Here is a 16,318-nt window from a genome sequence, read left to right on the forward strand (position 1 = left end):
AAAGCGACTGGGCCACGCGCGCGGCGAGGCGGTTGTGAAAACCCGATTGCGCCAGTTGAAAGGCCAGCTTGATCGCTGCCGATACCCCGGTCGCATCCGCCGAGCCATGCGACTTGACCACCGTGCCGTTGAGACCCAGAAAAACGCCGCCATTGACCCGGCGGGGATCGATCCGTTTCTGAAGGCGCTTCAGCGAGGTCATGGCGAGGAGAGCGGCGAATTTCGACAGGATCGAATTGCCAAACGCTTCCTTGAGAAAATCGCCGACCAGCTTGGCAGTGCCTTCGCCGGTCTTCAATGCCACATTGCCGGTGAAACCGTCGGTGACGATCACGTCCACGCGCGCTGAGGGCAGATCGCCCCCCTCGACAAAGCCGATATAGTCGAAATTGCCGGATTCTGCTGCGGAAGCGATGAGCTCATGCGCCTGCTTGAGTTCCGCGCGGCCCTTATGCTCTTCGGTCCCGACATTCAGCAGGCCGATCCGGGGACGGGCAAGGCCGAGGCCGTTTCGGGCATAGGATGCGCCCATCAGCGCATAGGCCAGCAGGTCCTGCGCATCGGCGCGGATATCGGCGCCGACATCGAGCATGACGTTGAAGCCCTGCGGATTGCGCGAGGGCCAGAGGCAGGCGATCGCCGGCCGGTTGACGCCGGGCAGCTTGCGCAGCCGCAGCATCGAAAGCGCCATCAGGGCGCCGGTATTGCCGCAGGAGACAGCCACCGTCGCCTCGCCCAGACGGACGGATTCGATGGTGGACCACATCGAGGTGCCTTCGCCTTTGCGAAGCACCTGGCTGGGCTTTTCCCCCATCGTCACGACGCCACTCGCATCGCGAATGTCGCAGCGCTCGGCAAGGCCGGTCCGGCGGGAAATCATCCGTTCGAGTTCCGCCTTCGGTCCGTGGACGATGAAGCGGATGTCGGGATTCTTCTCGGCGCTTTGCGCGATCCCGGCCACGACAGTGGCCGGACCGCGATCGCCGCCCATAGCGTCAACAGATATCACCACGCTGCCCTCTTGCGCCGGGCCGCGCGGGATCGTCGAGGTCTCCGCCGGATTCATGTCCTGGCTGGGTCCGCTTAGGCCGCGTCGTCGTCCAGATCGACTTCGTTGGCCTGAGCCACGACTTCGCGGTTGTCATAGTGACCGCAGGACGGGCAGACGTGATGCGGGCGCTTCAGCTCGCCGCAATTGGTGCATTCGTTCGGGTTACCCGCGACCAATGCGTCATGCGAACGACGCATGTTGCGGCGGGACCGGGTAACTCGGTTCTGAGGGACGGCCATGTCTCAACCTCAAGTGGTTCGGGGGGCGGTCATGGACGGCCCCGGATTCTAATATCGGGTCTGGGCGGGGCATAGGCCAATGACGCGACGGCCGCAAGGCTCGAAACGAGGTCTCGCGCACGGGGGCCACGGTCCGGGTTATCCCCCGCCGGTCGGATGAACGCGCGAAAATAGCGTAATCCGCGCGTTCCGCAAGGCAAATATCACCCTGTAGTCAAAAAAGCGGCGCTAGCGGCCCAGCTTCGCATGAACCTCGGCGATGTCGACCTCGGCCTTGGGGAACTTGTTGTCGGGATTGTCGAAGTCGTATTTGAAGAGCTGGAAGTCCTTCTTGTAGATTTCCCAGACCAGATGGCGCGAGAGGTCGTCGAAATATTCGCTGACCTTGTGGGCCCGCTTCGGTCCGTGCCCTTCGGATTCGTTGAATTTCGGCACATCGTTCACGTCGAGCTTCACGCGGGTCGGGGCTGCGTCCAGCACCTTCTGCATGCCTTCGTTGAACTTCTCGGTGAAGAAGATCTGGTCGTAGCGCCCGCCATTGACGATGAAGGTCGAGATATGGCCCGCCATCGACGACCAGTGGATGTCCGGCTCCATCGGGCGGCGCCAGCGGATCGTGTCCCGCGCGAAAAGCAGGAAGCGGCGAAAGCTGGCGATCTGGTCGAAGTCGAAATCGTTCTCGGGGCTGCCGACATCGACGCCATAGCGCTGCATCAGCTGCGGCACCAGATTGCCGCGGTAGCGCTTGCCGTTGCGCTGGATCCCGGCAATCTTGTCGAAGAACGACGACAGGATGCGGGCATAGGGGTTACGGACACAGGTGAAGGTCAGCGAGCTGTGAGACTTGACGCTGTCCTCGATCGGCTTGTGGCTGACATCCTGGTTCCATTTGTGCAGTCCGCCGGTCGAATCATGGATATCGCCGTCGAAATATCTGCCGTGATCGGAATAGAACATGATCTGACCGATGGACGAGCAGGCGCATTTCGGGACGACGCGATAGAGCATGCTTTCGCTTTCGGTCATCCAGGTTCCGGGGAAACCCATTAGCCACTTTCCTTTCTCGAGGCTGCGGTCGGGTTGCCGACCTTGCCAAAATCGCTAGACACAGAAAGCAAATCACCGAAAGAGATTCAACCGCGTGCAGAGCCCTGCCACCGAGATGAACGGATTGATTACATAAATGGCGCGGATTGCCTTCATTCTGCTTTGCCACAAGGATCCCAAGGGCGTCATCGCCCAGGCCAAGCGCCTCGCGGCTTCGGGAGACTACGTGTCCATACATTTCGACGGGCGCGCCAGCCAGCGCGATTTCGACGAGATCCGGGCTGCGCTGGCGGACGATCCGGCGGTGGTCTTCGCGGCCCGGCGCCGCAAATGCGGCTGGGGGGCATGGTCGCTGGTCGGTGCCACGCTCGACGCCGTGCGCGCGGCGGTCGATGCCTTTCCGCTGGCCACGCATTTCTACATGCTCTCAGGCGATTGCATGCCGATCAAGTCGGCGGAATATGCCCATGCCTTCCTCGACGCCGAGGATTGCGACTACATCGAATCCTTCGATTTCTTCAAGTCGAACTGGATCAAGACCGGCATGCGCGAAGAGCGGCTGATCTATCGCCACTGGTTCAATGAGCGCACCCAGCCCAAGCGGTTTTATGCCAGCCTGAGGCTTCAGCAGCGCTTCAAGCTGGCCCGGCCGATCCCCGCCGACATTCAGGTGATGATCGGATCGCAATGGTGGTGCCTGCGCCGCCAGACGATCGAGCGGGTGCTGGAGTTCTGCGACAGCCGGGCCGACGTGATGCGCTTCTTCGCGACGACCTGGATCCCGGACGAGACCTTCTTCCAGACCATCGTGCGCCATGTCGTCCCGAGGAAGGAGATCCGCACCCGGACGCTGACCTATCTCGTCTTTACCGATTACGGGATGCCGGTCACCTTCTATAATGACCATTACGACCTCTTGATGGGGCAAAACTATCTGTTCGCCCGCAAGATCAGCCCCGAAGCGCTGCGCCTGCGCGAAAGGCTGGGCGCGCTTTGGGCCGCGAAGGGCGTGCATTTCCCGATCTCGAACGAGGCGACGGGGCTTTTCAAGTTCCTGACCGGGCGCGGCCGGATCGGGCGCCGCTTCGCCCCCCGCTTCTGGGAGACCGAGGGAAGCCTCGGGCGCGACAACTCGCTGCGGTTGATCGTCGCGAAGAAATGGCATGTCGCCAAGCGGATCACCGAGGCGGTCCGGGGCCATACCGACATTCCCGCGGTCGATTATCTTTTCAACGAGACCGAGGCCGGGCTGCCCGATCTTGGCGGGGTCGAGACGACCGTGGCCAAGCGCGAACGCCACAGGCGGGCCTTGCTGCGCCTGCTGTTCGAGGAGTTCGAGTCGAAAAGCCTGGTGATCTGTCTGGACCCTTCGGCCATGCACCTGATCCAGGATCTGATGACGGACAAGGCGGATACGCGCGTGCTGCTGGTCGATTCGGAATTCGACGACGACTATATCCGCGGCCATATCGGCCGGGTGGGCCTTGCCGGGCCGGAGACGCCTTCCGATGTGATCGACCGGCTGGTGCCCACCGTGCGCGCCGATCTGGAGCATGAGACCGAACGCCTGCGCGATCTGGAACTGACCGGCTTCTATTCCATCGCACCCTGGCGCAGCGCCGAGGAGAATGCGGTGCAGCTTTCCCGTTTCCTCGACGTGCTGCCCGATACGGCGCAGCGGATCGCGGGAATCCACTATCTTTTCAAAGACTGACCCGGCGGAGAGAACCATGCCTGCCTATGACGACAAGAACATATTCGCCCGTATCCTGCGCGGCGAGATCCCGAGCCAGAAGGTGCTGGAGACCGAGCACTCCTTCGCCTTCCGCGACATCGCGCCCAAGGCTCCGGTCCATGTGCTGCTGATCCCGAAGGGAGCCTATGTCAGCTATGACGATTTCGCGGCCAATGCCTCGGATGCCGAGATCCTCGACTTCACGCGGGCGCTGGCGCGGCTGACGCAGGAACTCGGGGTCGATCTGGGTCAGGGGCAGGGCTTCCGCGCCATCACCAATGCAGGCCCAGACGGCGTGCAGGAGGTGCCGCATTTCCACCTGCATATCCTCGGCGGGCGCCATATGGGCCGGATGGTCGATCCGGCCTGATCGGTCCTCAGCCGCGCGAGGTGAGCTGGATGAACGCATCCTCGAGGTCGGGCGTCTCGACCGCGACATCGAGGATGGGCAGCCCCGCGCCGCGCAGCGCGTCGATCAGCGCATCCGCCGGCAGCCGCGACGGCGCATAGCTGAGCGCGAGGCGGCCATCCGCGCGCCGCTCGGCCCGCACCCCGGCGGGCAAGGGAGGCAGGGCATGGGCCTCGCCCGTGTCGACCACCAGCGTCTTGGAATCGGCGCGGCCGAGGATCGTCTCGGTATCCTCGCACAAGATCAGCTCGCCGCGGTCGATGATGGCGATGCGGTCGCACATCTCCTGCGCCTCCTCGAGGTAGTGGGTGGTCAGGATGATCGTCATGCCCTGTTCGTTCAGCCTCCTGACATTGCGCCACAGCATCTCGCGCAACTGGATGTCGACGCCTGCCGTCGGCTCGTCCAGCACCAGGATCTGCGGGCGATGGACCAGCGCCTTGGCCAGCAGCAGCCGCCGCTTCATCCCGCCCGAGAGGTGGCGGGTATAGCTTTCGGCCTGCTCGGTCAGCCCGACCAACTCCAGCAACTCATCCGTCCAGCGCTCGCGCTTCGGCACGCCGTAAAGCCCGGCCTGCACCTCGAGACTGGCGCGCGGACTGAGGAACGGGTCGATGTTCAACTCCTGCGGCATGACCCCGATTGCGGCGCGGGACTGGCGCGGATTGACGTCCTGATCGAAGCCCCAGATCAGCACCTTGCCCGCGGTCTTGCGCACCAGACCGGCCAGAATGTTGATCGTGGTGGACTTGCCCGCGCCATTCGGGCCAAGCAGGCCAAAGATCGACCCCGCGGGCACCGCAAGGTCGAGCGATTTCAGCGCCTGCTTGGGCGCGGCACCGCCCGAGGCGGCATAGGTCTTGGTCAGGCCACTGATTTCGATTGCGTTCGCTGCGGCAATGCGGTCTTGGGGGGCTGGCATCGCGTCTTTCCCGTCATTATGATGCGTGCCGGTTTAAACCCGTTTGTCGTCAGAGCTCAAGGAAACGCCATGACCATTCCGGCCCCCGAGATCCAGATCGTCACCTCGTGGAAGGTCTGTTGTGATGGAGATGAATCGCGCGGGCTGGGCCATCCGCGCGTCTGGCTGCTGATTCCGCATGACTCGGGCTGGGTCGATTGCGGCTATTGCGACAAGCGCTTCCAGATCGACCGCGCCCACGCCCACGACGATCACTGAGGTCTGCCGCGCCCTCCGTCGCATGGTCTTGGCCCCCGGTCGCCTTCGTGGCAGAAGGGGGCACTGATTGCGCAAGACGGGGGCGAACATGACTGAGGCATTCGGCAAGGGCCACCATCTGCATCTGATCGATGGCTCGGCCTTCATCTTCCGCGCCTATCACGCCCTGCCGCCGCTGACCCGCCGCTCGGACGGGCTGCCCATCGGCGCGGTCGCGGGCTTCTGCAACATGCTCTGGAAATATATCCAGGACGGGTCCGGCCCGCAGCAGGCGACGCATGTGGCGGTGATCTTCGACCATTCGGCGCAGACCTTCAGGAACGAGATCTATCCGCTCTACAAGGCGAACCGCCCCGAACTGCCCGAGGATCTGCGCCCGCAATTCCCGCTGACGCGCGAGGCGACGCGGGCCTTCAACATCGCCTGCATCGAGATCGAGGGTTTCGAGGCCGATGACATCATCGCCTCGCTGTCCTGTCAGGCGCGCGATGCCGGGGGGCGGGTCACGATCATCAGCTCGGACAAGGATCTGATGCAGCTTGTCGGCGGCGGGGTCGAGATGATGGACCCGATCAAGAACAAGCCCATCGGCCCGGACGAGGTGCGCGAGAAATTCGGCGTCGGACCCGACCGCGTGGTCGACGTGCAGGCGCTCGCCGGCGATTCCATCGACAACGTGCCCGGCGCGCCCGGCATTGGCATCAAGACGGCCGCGCAACTGATCGAGGAATACGGCGATCTCGAAACGCTTCTGGCGCGCGCAGGCGAGATCAAGCAACCCAAGCGCCGCCAGACCCTGATCGACTTTGCTGACCAGATCCGCATCTCGAAGCGGCTCGTGGAACTCGATTGCGGGATGGAGCTGGACTTTACCCTCGACACGCTGGAGATGCGTGAGCCCGAGGCGGATGCCTTGCTGGAATTCCTGACCCGGATGGAGTTCCGCACCCTGACGACCCGCGTGGCCGGGCGCTTCGGCGCCGAGGTTCCGCCGCCGATCGAAACGCCCGCCGCGGCGCTGATCAAGGCCGAACTGCCGGCGATCGACCGCAGCCTCTATCAGACGATCCGGGACGAGGCGGTGCTGGCCGCATGGGTGGCCGAAATCGCGGAAAAGGGCGTGGTTGCCATCGACACCGAGACCACTGGCCTTGACGACATGCAGGCGCAGCTGGTCGGCGTCTCGCTGTCGACCGGGCCGGGCCGGGCGGCCTATCTGCCGCTGGGACATGTGAATCCGGGCGCGGCGGGCGATCTTTTCGGCGCGCCGACGCTGGCCGAAGGACAGATGCCGCTGGAACGCGCGCTGGAGATGCTGAAGCCCGTCCTTGCCGATGATGCGGTGCTGAAGATCGGTCAGAACATCAAGTATGACTGCAAGGTTCTGGCGCGCTATGGCCTGCGCATGGCGCCGATCGACGACACCATGCTGATGTCCTATTCCCTGAATGCGGGCGCGCATAACCACGGCATGGACGAGTTGGCGGAACGCTATCTTGGCCATTCCTGCGTCCCGATCAAGGATCTGATCGGCTCGGGCAAGGCGCAGATCGGCTTTGCCGAGGTGGCGATCGACAAGGCCGCCGAATATGCCGCCGAGGATGCCGAGGTGACGTGGCGGCTCTGGCATCGCCTGCGGCCCGAACTTTCGCGCGCGCATGTGGCGACGGCCTATGAGGTGCTCGAACGCCCGATGGTCGGCGTCCTTGCCGAGATGGAGATGGCGGGCATCCGCATCGACGCGGACCATCTCAAGCGCATGTCGAACGCCTTCGCGCAGAAGATGGCCCAGCTGGAGGACGAGATCCACGGCCTTGCCGGAGACCGGTTCAACATCGGCAGCCCGAAGCAGCTGGGCGAGATCCTGTTCGACCGCATGGGGCTTTCCGGCGGCAAGCAGGGCAAGACCGGCGCCTATTCGACCAGCGCCGACGTGCTGGAGGATCTGGCGGCGGAGGGCCATGACCTGCCGTCCCGCGTGCTGGACTGGCGCGCGATCTCGAAGCTGAAATCGACCTATACCGACGCGCTGCCCCAGCACGTGAACCCGGAGACGGGGCGCGTCCATACCAGCTATTCGATCACCGGGGCGCAGACCGGGCGGCTCGCCTCGACCGAGCCGAACCTGCAGAACATCCCGGTCAGGACCGACGAGGGCCGCCGCATCCGCGAGGCTTTCGTCGCCGGTCCGGGCATGCGGATCGTCAGCCTCGACTACAGCCAGATCGAACTGCGCATCCTTGCCCATGTCGCCCGGATCCCGGCGCTGAAACAGGCCTTCCGCGACGGGCTCGACATCCATGCCATGACCGCGAGCCAGATGTTCGGTGTCCCGATCGAAGGCATGGACCCGATGATCCGCCGCCGCGCCAAAGCGATCAATTTCGGGGTGATCTACGGCATCTCGGGCTTTGGCCTTGCCCGCAACTTGCGCATCCCGCGGGCGGAGGCGCAAAGCTTCATCGACACCTATTTCGAGCGTTTCCCCGAGATCCGGGCCTATATGGACCGCACCGTCGCCGAGGCGAAGCAGGACGGTTTCGTGCGCACCCTGTTCGGGCGGCGGATCAACACGCCCGGCATCAACCAGAGCGGACCTGCCGCCGGGGGCGCGCGCCGCGCTGCGATCAACGCGCCGATCCAGGGCGCTGCCGCCGACATCATCCGCCGAGCCATGATCCGCATGCCCGAGGCGATCCGCGACATTCCCGCCAAGATGCTCCTGCAGGTGCATGACGAACTGGTCTTCGAGGTCGAGGAAGGCGCGGTCGATGCACTGGTCGCGGCAGCCCGGCGCGTGATGGAGGGCGCGGCCGATCCTGCCGTGAAGCTCGATGTTCCGTTGGTCGTCGATGCGGGACAGGGGGCGAACTGGGCCGAGGCGCATTGAGGCGGGAATAGGCGAAAATGGGTCACGGGCACGATACGCATTCGCACGGGCACGGTGACCACGGCCACAGCCACCTGCCGGCCGGGACCGGCGATCGCGCGATCCTGATCGCGGTGATCGTCAACCTCGGGCTGACCGTCGCCCAGATCGCGGGTGGCTTCGTCGCCGATTCGACCGCGCTGATTGCCGATGGGGTCCACAACCTCTCGGACGCGCTGGCCCTCGTCCTTGCCTTCGGGGCGCGGCGGCTTGCCCGCCGCCCGGCCAGCCCGGACATGAGCTTCGGCTGGGGCCGGGCCGAGATCCTTGCGGCCTTCGTCAATTATCTCGCCCTGATCGCGGTCTCGGTCTGGCTCGCCATCGAGGCGCTGGGGCGGCTCACCTCGCCGCCCGAGGTGCAGGGCGGGCTGGTCATTGCCCTGGCCGGGCTGGCGCTGGTCATCGACCTTGCCACGGCGGCGCTGGTCTGGCGCGCGTCGAGGGACAGCATGAACATGCGCGCGGCCTTCCTCCACAACCTTGCCGATGCGGGCGTGTCGGTTGCGGTGATCGTGGGCGGGCTGCTGATCTGGGCCTTCGGCTGGCAAATCGCCGACCCGATCCTGACCCTCGCCATATCCGCGGTGATCCTGTTCCACGCCGGAACCGAGATCGTTCCGGTCATGCGGATGCTGATGCTGGCCGCGCCCTCGGACGCGGACCATGCGGCGGTTGCGGCATCGCTGCGCGGGGTCGAGGGCGTGGCGGGTGTCCATCACATCCATCTCTGGCAGATCGACGAGCGCCGGACGGCGCTGTCGGCGCATCTGGTCATGGAGGAAGGCGCCGATGCGCCATCAGCCGTGCGTTCGGCCAAGTTGATGCTGGAAACGCTGTTCGGGATCGACCACGCGACGATCGAGACCGAATGGCTGGGCGAAGCCTGCGGCGATCACCGGCATCCTCACGATCACTAGATCGCCGAGGAATGCGCCGTCGCCGCCATCTCATAGGCGTCGAAACGGCCTGCGATGATCCGCGTCAGGGGGCGACCCTCGGGCAGGATGCGCAAGCCCGCCTCATCCACATCCACGAAGCCGCCGAACTCGGTGGCGAGGGAGGCAAGCCGGCTTTCGACCTCGTCGCGGGTCAGGCCGTGGCGCGAGGTGAACTCGCCCATGTCGATGCCGAAATCGCACATCAGCGACTCGATCATCCGGCCGCGCCAGCTGTCCTCGGCGGTAAAGGCATGCCCCCGCGCCGTCGAGAACCGCCCTGCGCGCACCGCCGCGATATGCGTGGGCGTCGCGGCCGCGTTCTGCGCATAGCCCTGCGGAAAGCGCGAGATCGAGGACGCGCCCAGCCCGACCAGAACCTCGGCCCGGTCATCGGTATAGCCTTGGAAGTTCCGCCGCAGGGCACCGCCGCGATGGGCCAATGACAGCCGGTCGCCCGGCAGCGCGAAATGGTCTATGCCGATCTCATCATAGCCCTCGGCACAAAGCAGGCGCCGGGCGGTGTCGAAAAGGGCAAGCCGCGCCTCGGGGTCGGGCAGCGCCTCGGCCGGGATCATCACCTGCCGCTTCGCCATCCACGGGACATGGGCATAGCCGTAAAGCGCGATCCGCTCGGGCGCGAGGGTCAACACCTGCTCGACTGTCCTTGCGATGCGGGCGGGATCCTGATGCGGCAGACCGTAAAGGATGTCGGCATTCACGCTGCCGATGCCATGGGCGCGCAGCAGATCGACGGCATGGCGGGTCAGCGCGAGGCTCTGGTCGCGGCCGATGGTCTTCTGGATCTCGGGGTCGAAATCCTGCACCCCGATCGAGGCGCGGTTCATGCCGGATGCCGCGAGAGCCTCGACCCGCGCCTCGTCGATCTCGTTCGGGTCGATCTCGACCGAGAATTCGGCATCTCCGGCCAGCGGGAAGGCCGCAAAGATCGCATCGGCGATGCGGCGCATCGTCGCAGCCGGAAGCAGGGTCGGGGTGCCGCCGCCCCAATGCAGCCGCGAGAGCCGGATGTCCGCCGGCAGCGCGCGGCGCAGCATCTCGATCTCGATGAGCAGCGTCTCGGCATAGGCAAGGACGGGATCATCGCTTTGCGTGCCCTGCGTCCGGCAGGCGCAGAACCAGCACAGCCTGCGGCAGAAGGGGACATGCAGATAGACCGAGATCTCGCTCTCCGGCGGAATGGCAGCCAGCCATTCGCGGAAGCGGGCGTCGCCCACCTTGGCCGAGAACTGCGTGGCTGGGGGATAGCTGGTGTAGCGCGGGGCACGCGCCTCGAACAGGCCGAGGCGGCGGAGTTGCGATTGCTGGTCCATCCCCCTATCTTGCACCTGTTTCAACGGACGACATTGACCCAGATCAATATGGCGGCCCCCGCACCTCCCCTTGCGCAGCAACCCTGCGAGAATTGCTCGATCCGTGCGCACGCCGTCTGCGCGCGGTGTCAGGACACGCAACTCGCTCAGCTTGAAAGCCTGAAATACTGCCGCAGCTTTGACGCCGGGCAGGTCATCGTCTGGGCCGGCGAGCGGATGGAATTCGTGGGCACCGTGCTTTCGGGTATGGCCGACCTGACGCAGCAGCTAGTGGACGGGCGCCGGCAGATGGTCGGGCTTTTGCTGCCCGGCGACTTCGTCGGCCGACCGGGCCGGGCGGTCGCGCGCTATACCATCACGGCCACGACCGCGACGACGCTTTGCTGCTTCAAGCGCGACCAGTTCGAGGATCTGCTGCAGGAGACGCCCGATCTGGCCGGGCGTCTCCTCGCCATGACGCTGGATGAGCTGGATGCGGCGCGGGACTGGATGATGCTTCTGGGGCGGAAATCGGCGCGCGAGCGGATCGCCTCGCTCCTCGTCATCCTTGCCCGCCGCGAGGCCGCGCTGATCGGGCAGAAACCCGAGGGCAGGATCGGCATCGAACTGCCCCTGACACGCGAGGCCATCGCCGACCGGCTTGGCCTGACGCTGGAGACGGTCAGCCGCCAATTCGGCGCATTGAAGACCGACCGCCTGATCGTGCTGGAGGGCGCGCGCCGCGTGGTCGTGCCCTCCTTTGCCGCGCTGGTCGCGGAATGCGGCGACGATGCCGAGGAGGCGCTGGCCTAGCGCGCCATCAGCACCGGCACCTTTGCCTTTTCCAGCATACTGCGGGTGGCGCCGCCCAGAATCGCCTCGCGGAAGCGCGAATGGCCATAGGCGCCCATCACGATCATGTCGGCCCCGATCTCGGTCGCGCGCCGACTGAGGATGTCGCTGATCAAAGGCATGGTGCGGGCCAGCACCGCGATCTCGGCCTTCACGCCTTGCCGCGTCAACATCTGGCACAAGGCCGCGCCCGGCTCGGAGCGTTCCGGGCCATGGGGCGAAGGATCGACCACGGTGATCTCGACCGATTCGGCGGCCTGCAGCAGCGGCAGGGCGCGGCGGACGGCAACCAGCGATTCGCTCGACTGGTTCCATGCGATCAGGATCTTCTTGCCAAAGGGCTCGGTCAGCCGGTCGGGCACGATCAGGACCGGGGCCGAGCCTTCGAACAGCGCGGCTTCGGTGATCGCCTGCGCATCCTGCGTCGCCCCCTCGCAATAGGGGCGGCTCAGCACCACGAGGTCGGAATAGCGCGCCCGCATCCCGACCAGCGTCGAAAGCCCGCCGACCTGGGCCACGGCGGAATCGACCGACCAGCGGATATCCTCGGCGCTTAGGCGCTTGCGGATCTTCTCCTCCAGCTCGCCCGCGGCGGCGATCGCCTTGTCGATGGATTCCTGGAACACATAGGCCGAGGCGCCGGCATAGTAATAGCCGCTCTGCGTATGATCGACGCCGAGGCAGAAGACATCGAGATGTCCCTCCTCCCGGCGCGTCATCGCGATGGCCGAGTCGAGTTGCTGGTGCTGTCCCTCATCGGTGAGCACGGTCAGGATGGATTTGTATCCCATGGGCCTCGCCTTTCTCCGCGGTTGCGCGGTGCTTCTGTGGCGGGAGGTCCAGATCGACCCATGCCCCGCCCGATCCCTATCCTATCTGCCGGGCCGAGACCCGGATTGACGCAGATCAAACTCTACTATGTCCATGAAGCTCTTGGAAATCTTCTTCTTGGGTCAAGTTGCAGGTCCGCTTCGGGGGAAACGCAGGAAAGGGCAGGCGGGTTGCAGCAAGGCTGCTCAGGCCAAAGCCTCAAGCGCAATGCCACCTGCCGCCGAAACGATGACCACCAGCCAGGGCTGCGATTTCCACGCGGTCAGCAGGACGAAGCAGACCAGCGCCAGCGCGAAGTCGCGGGAATTTCCGATCGCGCTGGTGAAGACCGGCGAATAAAGCGCCGTCGCAAGAATGCCGACGACCGCCGCATTCGCCCCCTGCATCAGCAGGCGGGCCGTCGCCATGGGGCGGAAACGGTCCCAGAAGGGTAATGCCGCGATCAGGACCAGAAATCCGGGCAGGAATATGGCAAGAAGCGCCAGCGTCGCGCCGATCAGTCCGTTCGGCTCCGGTCCCAGCACCGCGCCCAGATAGGCGGCGAAGGTGAAAAGCGGTCCGGGCACCGCCTGAGCGGCGCCGTAACCGGCGAGGAAGTCATCCGCCGTGACCCAGCCCGTCGCGACCGTTTCCGCTTGCAGCAGCGGCAGCACGACATGCCCGCCCCCGAATACCAGCGCGCCCGCGCGGTAGAAGCTGTCGAAGACGGCCAATGCCTGGTTCTGGCCGGCGATCATCGGCAGCAGGACCAGAAGCGCCAGAAAGGCGAACAAGGCTCCAAGAGCGATCCGATGCGGGATCGGAATGGCGACATGGCCGGCGGCGGATGTCAGCGTCCTGCGGTCCAATGTCATTCCCAGCAGGGCACCGACGGCTATTGCGCCGATCATGCCGAAGGCGCCGGGAAGAATGGCCAGGATTGCCACGGCGACCGCCGCGATCGCCGCACGCTGCCTGTCCGGGCAGAGGCTCCGCGCCATGCCAAGCACGGCTTGTGCCACAATCGCCACCGCGACGATCTTCAAGCCATGCAATGCGCCATGTCCCAGCGTCCCGGAGATTCCGGTCGCGGTCATGGCGAAGAGGAAGAGCAGCAGAGCCGAGGGAAGCGTGAAGGCGGTGAATGCCGCCAGCGCGCCCAGCCAGCCCGCGCGCATCATTCCAAGGGCAAAGCCGACCTGGCTCGAGGCCGGGCCGGGCAGGAACTGGCACAGGGCCACGAGATCGGCATAGGCGCTGTCGGTCAGCCATTTGCGCCGTGTCACCAGCTCGTCGCGGAAATAGCCCAGATGCGCGATCGGCCCGCCGAAGCTGGTCAGGCCCAGCTTCAGGAAGGTCGCGAAGACCTCTCCCGGCGTTCCCTGCGCTGGCGCGGCGGTTTCCTCGGTCCGGTCCGTCATCCTCTTGCCCCTCTGCTTCACGCAAGCTTCAGCATAGTCGCGGCAAATCTCGCCCATAAGACATTCGAAACGCTGTCTCGGTCCATTCCCGAAGGGCATGGTGAGCGTGCCGCAAAGGAAAAGGGTCGCGCGGGCGAAGCCGGGCGACCCAGAGATGGACCGGAAAAGATGCCCGTTCTCAGCGGGCGATCACCGTGCAGCTTTGCTGGCGCGCAGTCAGACGGCCGCAGGCCAGCTCGGCCATATCCCGCGACATGCCGACGAAATTCGCCTCATACCCGCGTTTGGTGGTCTCAACCGCGCTGGCGGCGCTGCCAAGCGCATGGCTTTCCTGAAGCGCGGCCTTCAGCAAAAGCTGCTCGGCCTCGCCCTGCGACCGATAAAGGCCAAGGGAGATGCCATAGCCCTGACCGGAGGTGTCGCGGCTGACGACCTGAACCGGCTGGGCCACAGCCATGTCCTCGGGATCGGGGGCGGCGAGGATGATGGTGTCCCCTGCCTCGGCCTCAGGGGCCTTGGCCAGTGTGGGCGCGGCATCGACCTCGCCTTCCTCTTCGGGTGCGACCGCATTCAGCAGGAAAAGCGAGGTGGTCTGCGGAACCGCGAGGCTTGCATGTTCATCTCTGCGCGGTGCCGGGATGGGGCGCTGCGCCGAGGGAACGGCGGCATCCGACGAAACATCGCCCTCGGGGCGGCTGCTGGGACGCGCCGAACTCGGTGCAAGATCGTCATTGCCCTTGGTCGAGGCGGTGGCGACCGGGACGCCCGGCTTGCGCGTGGGCCGCGAGCCGTCCGAGTCGTTTGTCGCCCGCGAGGCGACACGGGCGCGCGAAACGGCCTCGGCGATCGCGGCGGGGGTGACGATCCCCGCGGTCGAGGCGCGTGCCGCCGGACGGTCCGATGATGCCAGTGCCGACGAGGGGGCGGGCGCCTGTTGCACCGGCTCGGCGCGGGCGACCTGAATGCGGCGCGTGACCTTCTTCTCGACCATCAGCATCTCGGGCGGGGCGGATTTGACCTCGCGTCCCCGGCTCGACGCGCTGCCGAAGCCGGCATCCAGCAATTGCGCCATGACCTGATTGCGATGCGCGGTCGAATTGCCGCCCATCACCGTTGCGATGATCCGCTTCGGTCCGCGCTTGGCCGAGGCGGTCAGGTTGAAGCCCGCGGCGCGGGTATAACCGGTCTTGATCCCGTCCGCGCCCTCATAGCTGTCGAGGAAGCGCTTGTTCGTGCTCGACACGGTCGCGATCCCGGCATCGGCCGAACGGCGCGAGAAGATCGAGTAATATTGCGGGAAATCGTAGAGCAGGCGTCGGCCCAGCGTGCTCAGGTCGCGTGCGGTCGAGTAATGCCCCTCGGTCGTGAGGCCGTTCGCGTTGCGGAAATTCGTGTTCCGCATGCCTAGGGCCTTGGCCGTCGCGGTCATCTGGGCGGCGAATTTCGCCTCCGACCCGGCAAGCCCTTCGCCGATGACGGTCGCCGCGTCATTGGCCGATTTCACGGCGGCGGCGCGGATCAGATAGCGCAGCTCGATCCGCTGGCCGGCCTTCAGGCCAAGGCGGGAGGGCGGCTGCGAGGCCGCGTGGCTGGAGACGAGGAATTTCGAATCCAGCCGGACCTGGCCACGCTCGATCGCGTTGAAGGCCAGATACAGCGTCATCATCTTGGTCAGGGAGGCGGGATGGAGCCTGGTATCGGCATTCTGGGCATAGATTTCTTTGCCCGTCCGCGCATCCATCACAAAGGCGGCAAAGGGCGCCGCCGCCACGACCATCGGCATTGAACATGCCAATAGGATCAATAGTCCGAGTCGGACATGTCTGGTGATTCTGCTCACTGTCCCGGTCTCTTCTGCCTTGGGGCCCGTTCAAGGTGCAGGCCCTCGATTAAGAATTAGACAATATCACGCTATCCTTCATTCGAAAACCTTAAGTTTTCACCCATTCGGCGGCATCAATCCGCGACTTTCGCCTCAACCGGGAGTGTGACGATGCAGGGCTTACATCGGATCGGAAAAATCCTATATTCGATCTCTGACATCAACCATCCCCTTTGCAGGACGTGACAGATCCTCTCATGACCAATCGGCCCAGTGACCGCGAGGATGTTGAACTTGCGGTCAAGACAAAGCCGCGCACGCAGCGGCCGCCCATGTATAAGGTGCTGCTGCTGAACGATGACTTCACGCCGATGGAGTTCGTCGTGCATGTGCTTGAGCGGCTGTTCAACATGACCCATGCCCAGGCGATCGAGATCATGCTGACCGTGCATCGCAAGGGGGTGGCAGTGGTGGGCGTGTTCTCGCATGAAATCGCCGAAACCAAGGTGGCGCAGGTCATGGAGCTTGCGCGTCGCCAGCAGCACCCGCTGCAATGCACAATGGAAAAAGAGTAA

General features: G+C 65.0%; 15 protein-coding genes. 7 read left to right on the forward strand and 8 right to left on the reverse strand.

Annotation, left to right across the window (positions count from 1 at the left end; all coding sequences use genetic code 11):
* From plsX to VNQ78_RS05130, 3 genes are all read right to left on the reverse strand, one after another.
* Nucleotides 1-1,066: phosphate acyltransferase PlsX (plsX, locus tag VNQ78_RS05120; RefSeq protein ID WP_325687274.1), on the reverse strand; the 1,066-nt coding region annotated here is incomplete at its 3' end.
* Between the two features lie 17 nt (nucleotides 1,067-1,083).
* Entirely contained in the window at nucleotides 1,084-1,290 is a 207-nt protein-coding gene (rpmF, locus tag VNQ78_RS05125; protein WP_311760788.1) for a 50S ribosomal protein L32, read from the reverse strand.
* Nucleotides 1,291-1,518: 228 nt separating this feature from the next.
* The gene (locus tag VNQ78_RS05130; protein WP_325687279.1) at nucleotides 1,519-2,337 is read right to left on the reverse strand and encodes a sulfotransferase family protein; all 819 of its coding nucleotides are present in this window, start codon (nucleotides 2,335-2,337) and stop codon (nucleotides 1,519-1,521) included.
* A 136-nt stretch (nucleotides 2,338-2,473) separates the two neighbouring features.
* Here VNQ78_RS05130 and VNQ78_RS05135 point away from each other — a divergent pair, with 136 nt between their 5' ends.
* Together VNQ78_RS05135 and VNQ78_RS05140 are read left to right on the forward strand one after the other, a co-directional pair.
* A complete protein-coding gene (locus VNQ78_RS05135; protein WP_325687281.1) occupies nucleotides 2,474-4,051 on the forward strand; it encodes a DUF5928 domain-containing protein in 1,578 nt (525 codons plus the stop codon).
* A gap of 16 nt (nucleotides 4,052-4,067) precedes the next feature.
* A complete protein-coding gene (locus VNQ78_RS05140; RefSeq protein WP_325687283.1) occupies nucleotides 4,068-4,442 on the forward strand; it encodes an HIT domain-containing protein in 375 nt (124 codons plus the stop codon).
* 7 nt (nucleotides 4,443-4,449) lie between these two features.
* Here the strand turns inward: VNQ78_RS05140 and VNQ78_RS05145 are convergent, their stop codons facing one another.
* Nucleotides 4,450-5,403: an ABC transporter ATP-binding protein gene (locus VNQ78_RS05145; RefSeq protein ID WP_325687285.1), complete on the reverse strand. Its 954-nt coding sequence runs from the start codon at nucleotides 5,401-5,403 to the stop codon at nucleotides 4,450-4,452.
* A gap of 69 nt (nucleotides 5,404-5,472) precedes the next feature.
* On the opposite strand from VNQ78_RS05145, the gene VNQ78_RS05150 reads away from it, so the two are divergent.
* The 3 genes from VNQ78_RS05150 (at nucleotide 5,473) to VNQ78_RS05160 (ending at nucleotide 9,507) form a co-directional block, all read left to right on the forward strand.
* Complete coding sequence (locus VNQ78_RS05150; protein WP_325687287.1) at nucleotides 5,473-5,661, forward strand: zinc-finger domain-containing protein; 189 nt, start codon at nucleotides 5,473-5,475, stop codon at nucleotides 5,659-5,661.
* Nucleotides 5,662-5,749: 88 nt separating this feature from the next.
* Nucleotides 5,750-8,551 carry a DNA polymerase I gene (polA, locus tag VNQ78_RS05155; protein ID WP_325687289.1) on the forward strand — a complete coding sequence of 934 codons (2,802 nt, stop codon included), beginning with the start codon at nucleotides 5,750-5,752 and terminating at the stop codon, nucleotides 8,549-8,551.
* 17 nt (nucleotides 8,552-8,568) lie between these two features.
* Nucleotides 8,569-9,507: a cation diffusion facilitator family transporter gene (locus VNQ78_RS05160; protein ID WP_325687291.1), complete on the forward strand. Its 939-nt coding sequence runs from the start codon at nucleotides 8,569-8,571 to the stop codon at nucleotides 9,505-9,507.
* Here the strand turns inward: VNQ78_RS05160 and hemN are convergent.
* The gene (gene hemN / locus VNQ78_RS05165) at nucleotides 9,504-10,859 is read right to left on the reverse strand and encodes an oxygen-independent coproporphyrinogen III oxidase (protein ID WP_325687293.1); all 1,356 of its coding nucleotides are present in this window, start codon (nucleotides 10,857-10,859) and stop codon (nucleotides 9,504-9,506) included. The two genes, VNQ78_RS05160 and hemN, sit on opposite strands and share 4 nt — an antisense overlap.
* A gap of 48 nt (nucleotides 10,860-10,907) precedes the next feature.
* Between hemN and fnrL the strand changes: the two genes are divergently transcribed.
* Entirely contained in the window at nucleotides 10,908-11,651 is a 744-nt protein-coding gene (gene fnrL / locus VNQ78_RS05170) for a transcriptional regulator FnrL (protein WP_325687384.1), read from the forward strand.
* Here the strand turns inward: fnrL and VNQ78_RS05175 are convergent.
* The 3 genes from VNQ78_RS05175 to VNQ78_RS05185 form a co-directional block, all read right to left on the reverse strand.
* The gene (locus tag VNQ78_RS05175; RefSeq protein WP_325687295.1) at nucleotides 11,648-12,481 is read right to left on the reverse strand and encodes a universal stress protein; all 834 of its coding nucleotides are present in this window, start codon (nucleotides 12,479-12,481) and stop codon (nucleotides 11,648-11,650) included. The genes fnrL and VNQ78_RS05175 overlap by 4 nt on opposite strands.
* A gap of 225 nt (nucleotides 12,482-12,706) precedes the next feature.
* Complete coding sequence (gene chrA, locus VNQ78_RS05180) at nucleotides 12,707-13,921, reverse strand: chromate efflux transporter (RefSeq protein WP_325687296.1); 1,215 nt, start codon at nucleotides 13,919-13,921, stop codon at nucleotides 12,707-12,709.
* 178 nt (nucleotides 13,922-14,099) lie between these two features.
* Entirely contained in the window at nucleotides 14,100-15,704 is a 1,605-nt protein-coding gene (locus tag VNQ78_RS05185) for a D-alanyl-D-alanine carboxypeptidase family protein (RefSeq protein WP_325687298.1), read from the reverse strand.
* Nucleotides 15,705-16,000: 296 nt separating this feature from the next.
* Here VNQ78_RS05185 and clpS point away from each other — a divergent pair, with 296 nt between their 5' ends.
* The gene (clpS, locus tag VNQ78_RS05190) at nucleotides 16,001-16,318 is read left to right on the forward strand and encodes an ATP-dependent Clp protease adapter ClpS (RefSeq protein ID WP_325687300.1); all 318 of its coding nucleotides are present in this window, start codon (nucleotides 16,001-16,003) and stop codon (nucleotides 16,316-16,318) included.

Source organism: Paracoccus sp. (in: a-proteobacteria), from assembly GCF_035556475.1.
GTDB lineage: Bacteria > Pseudomonadota > Alphaproteobacteria > Rhodobacterales > Rhodobacteraceae > Paracoccus.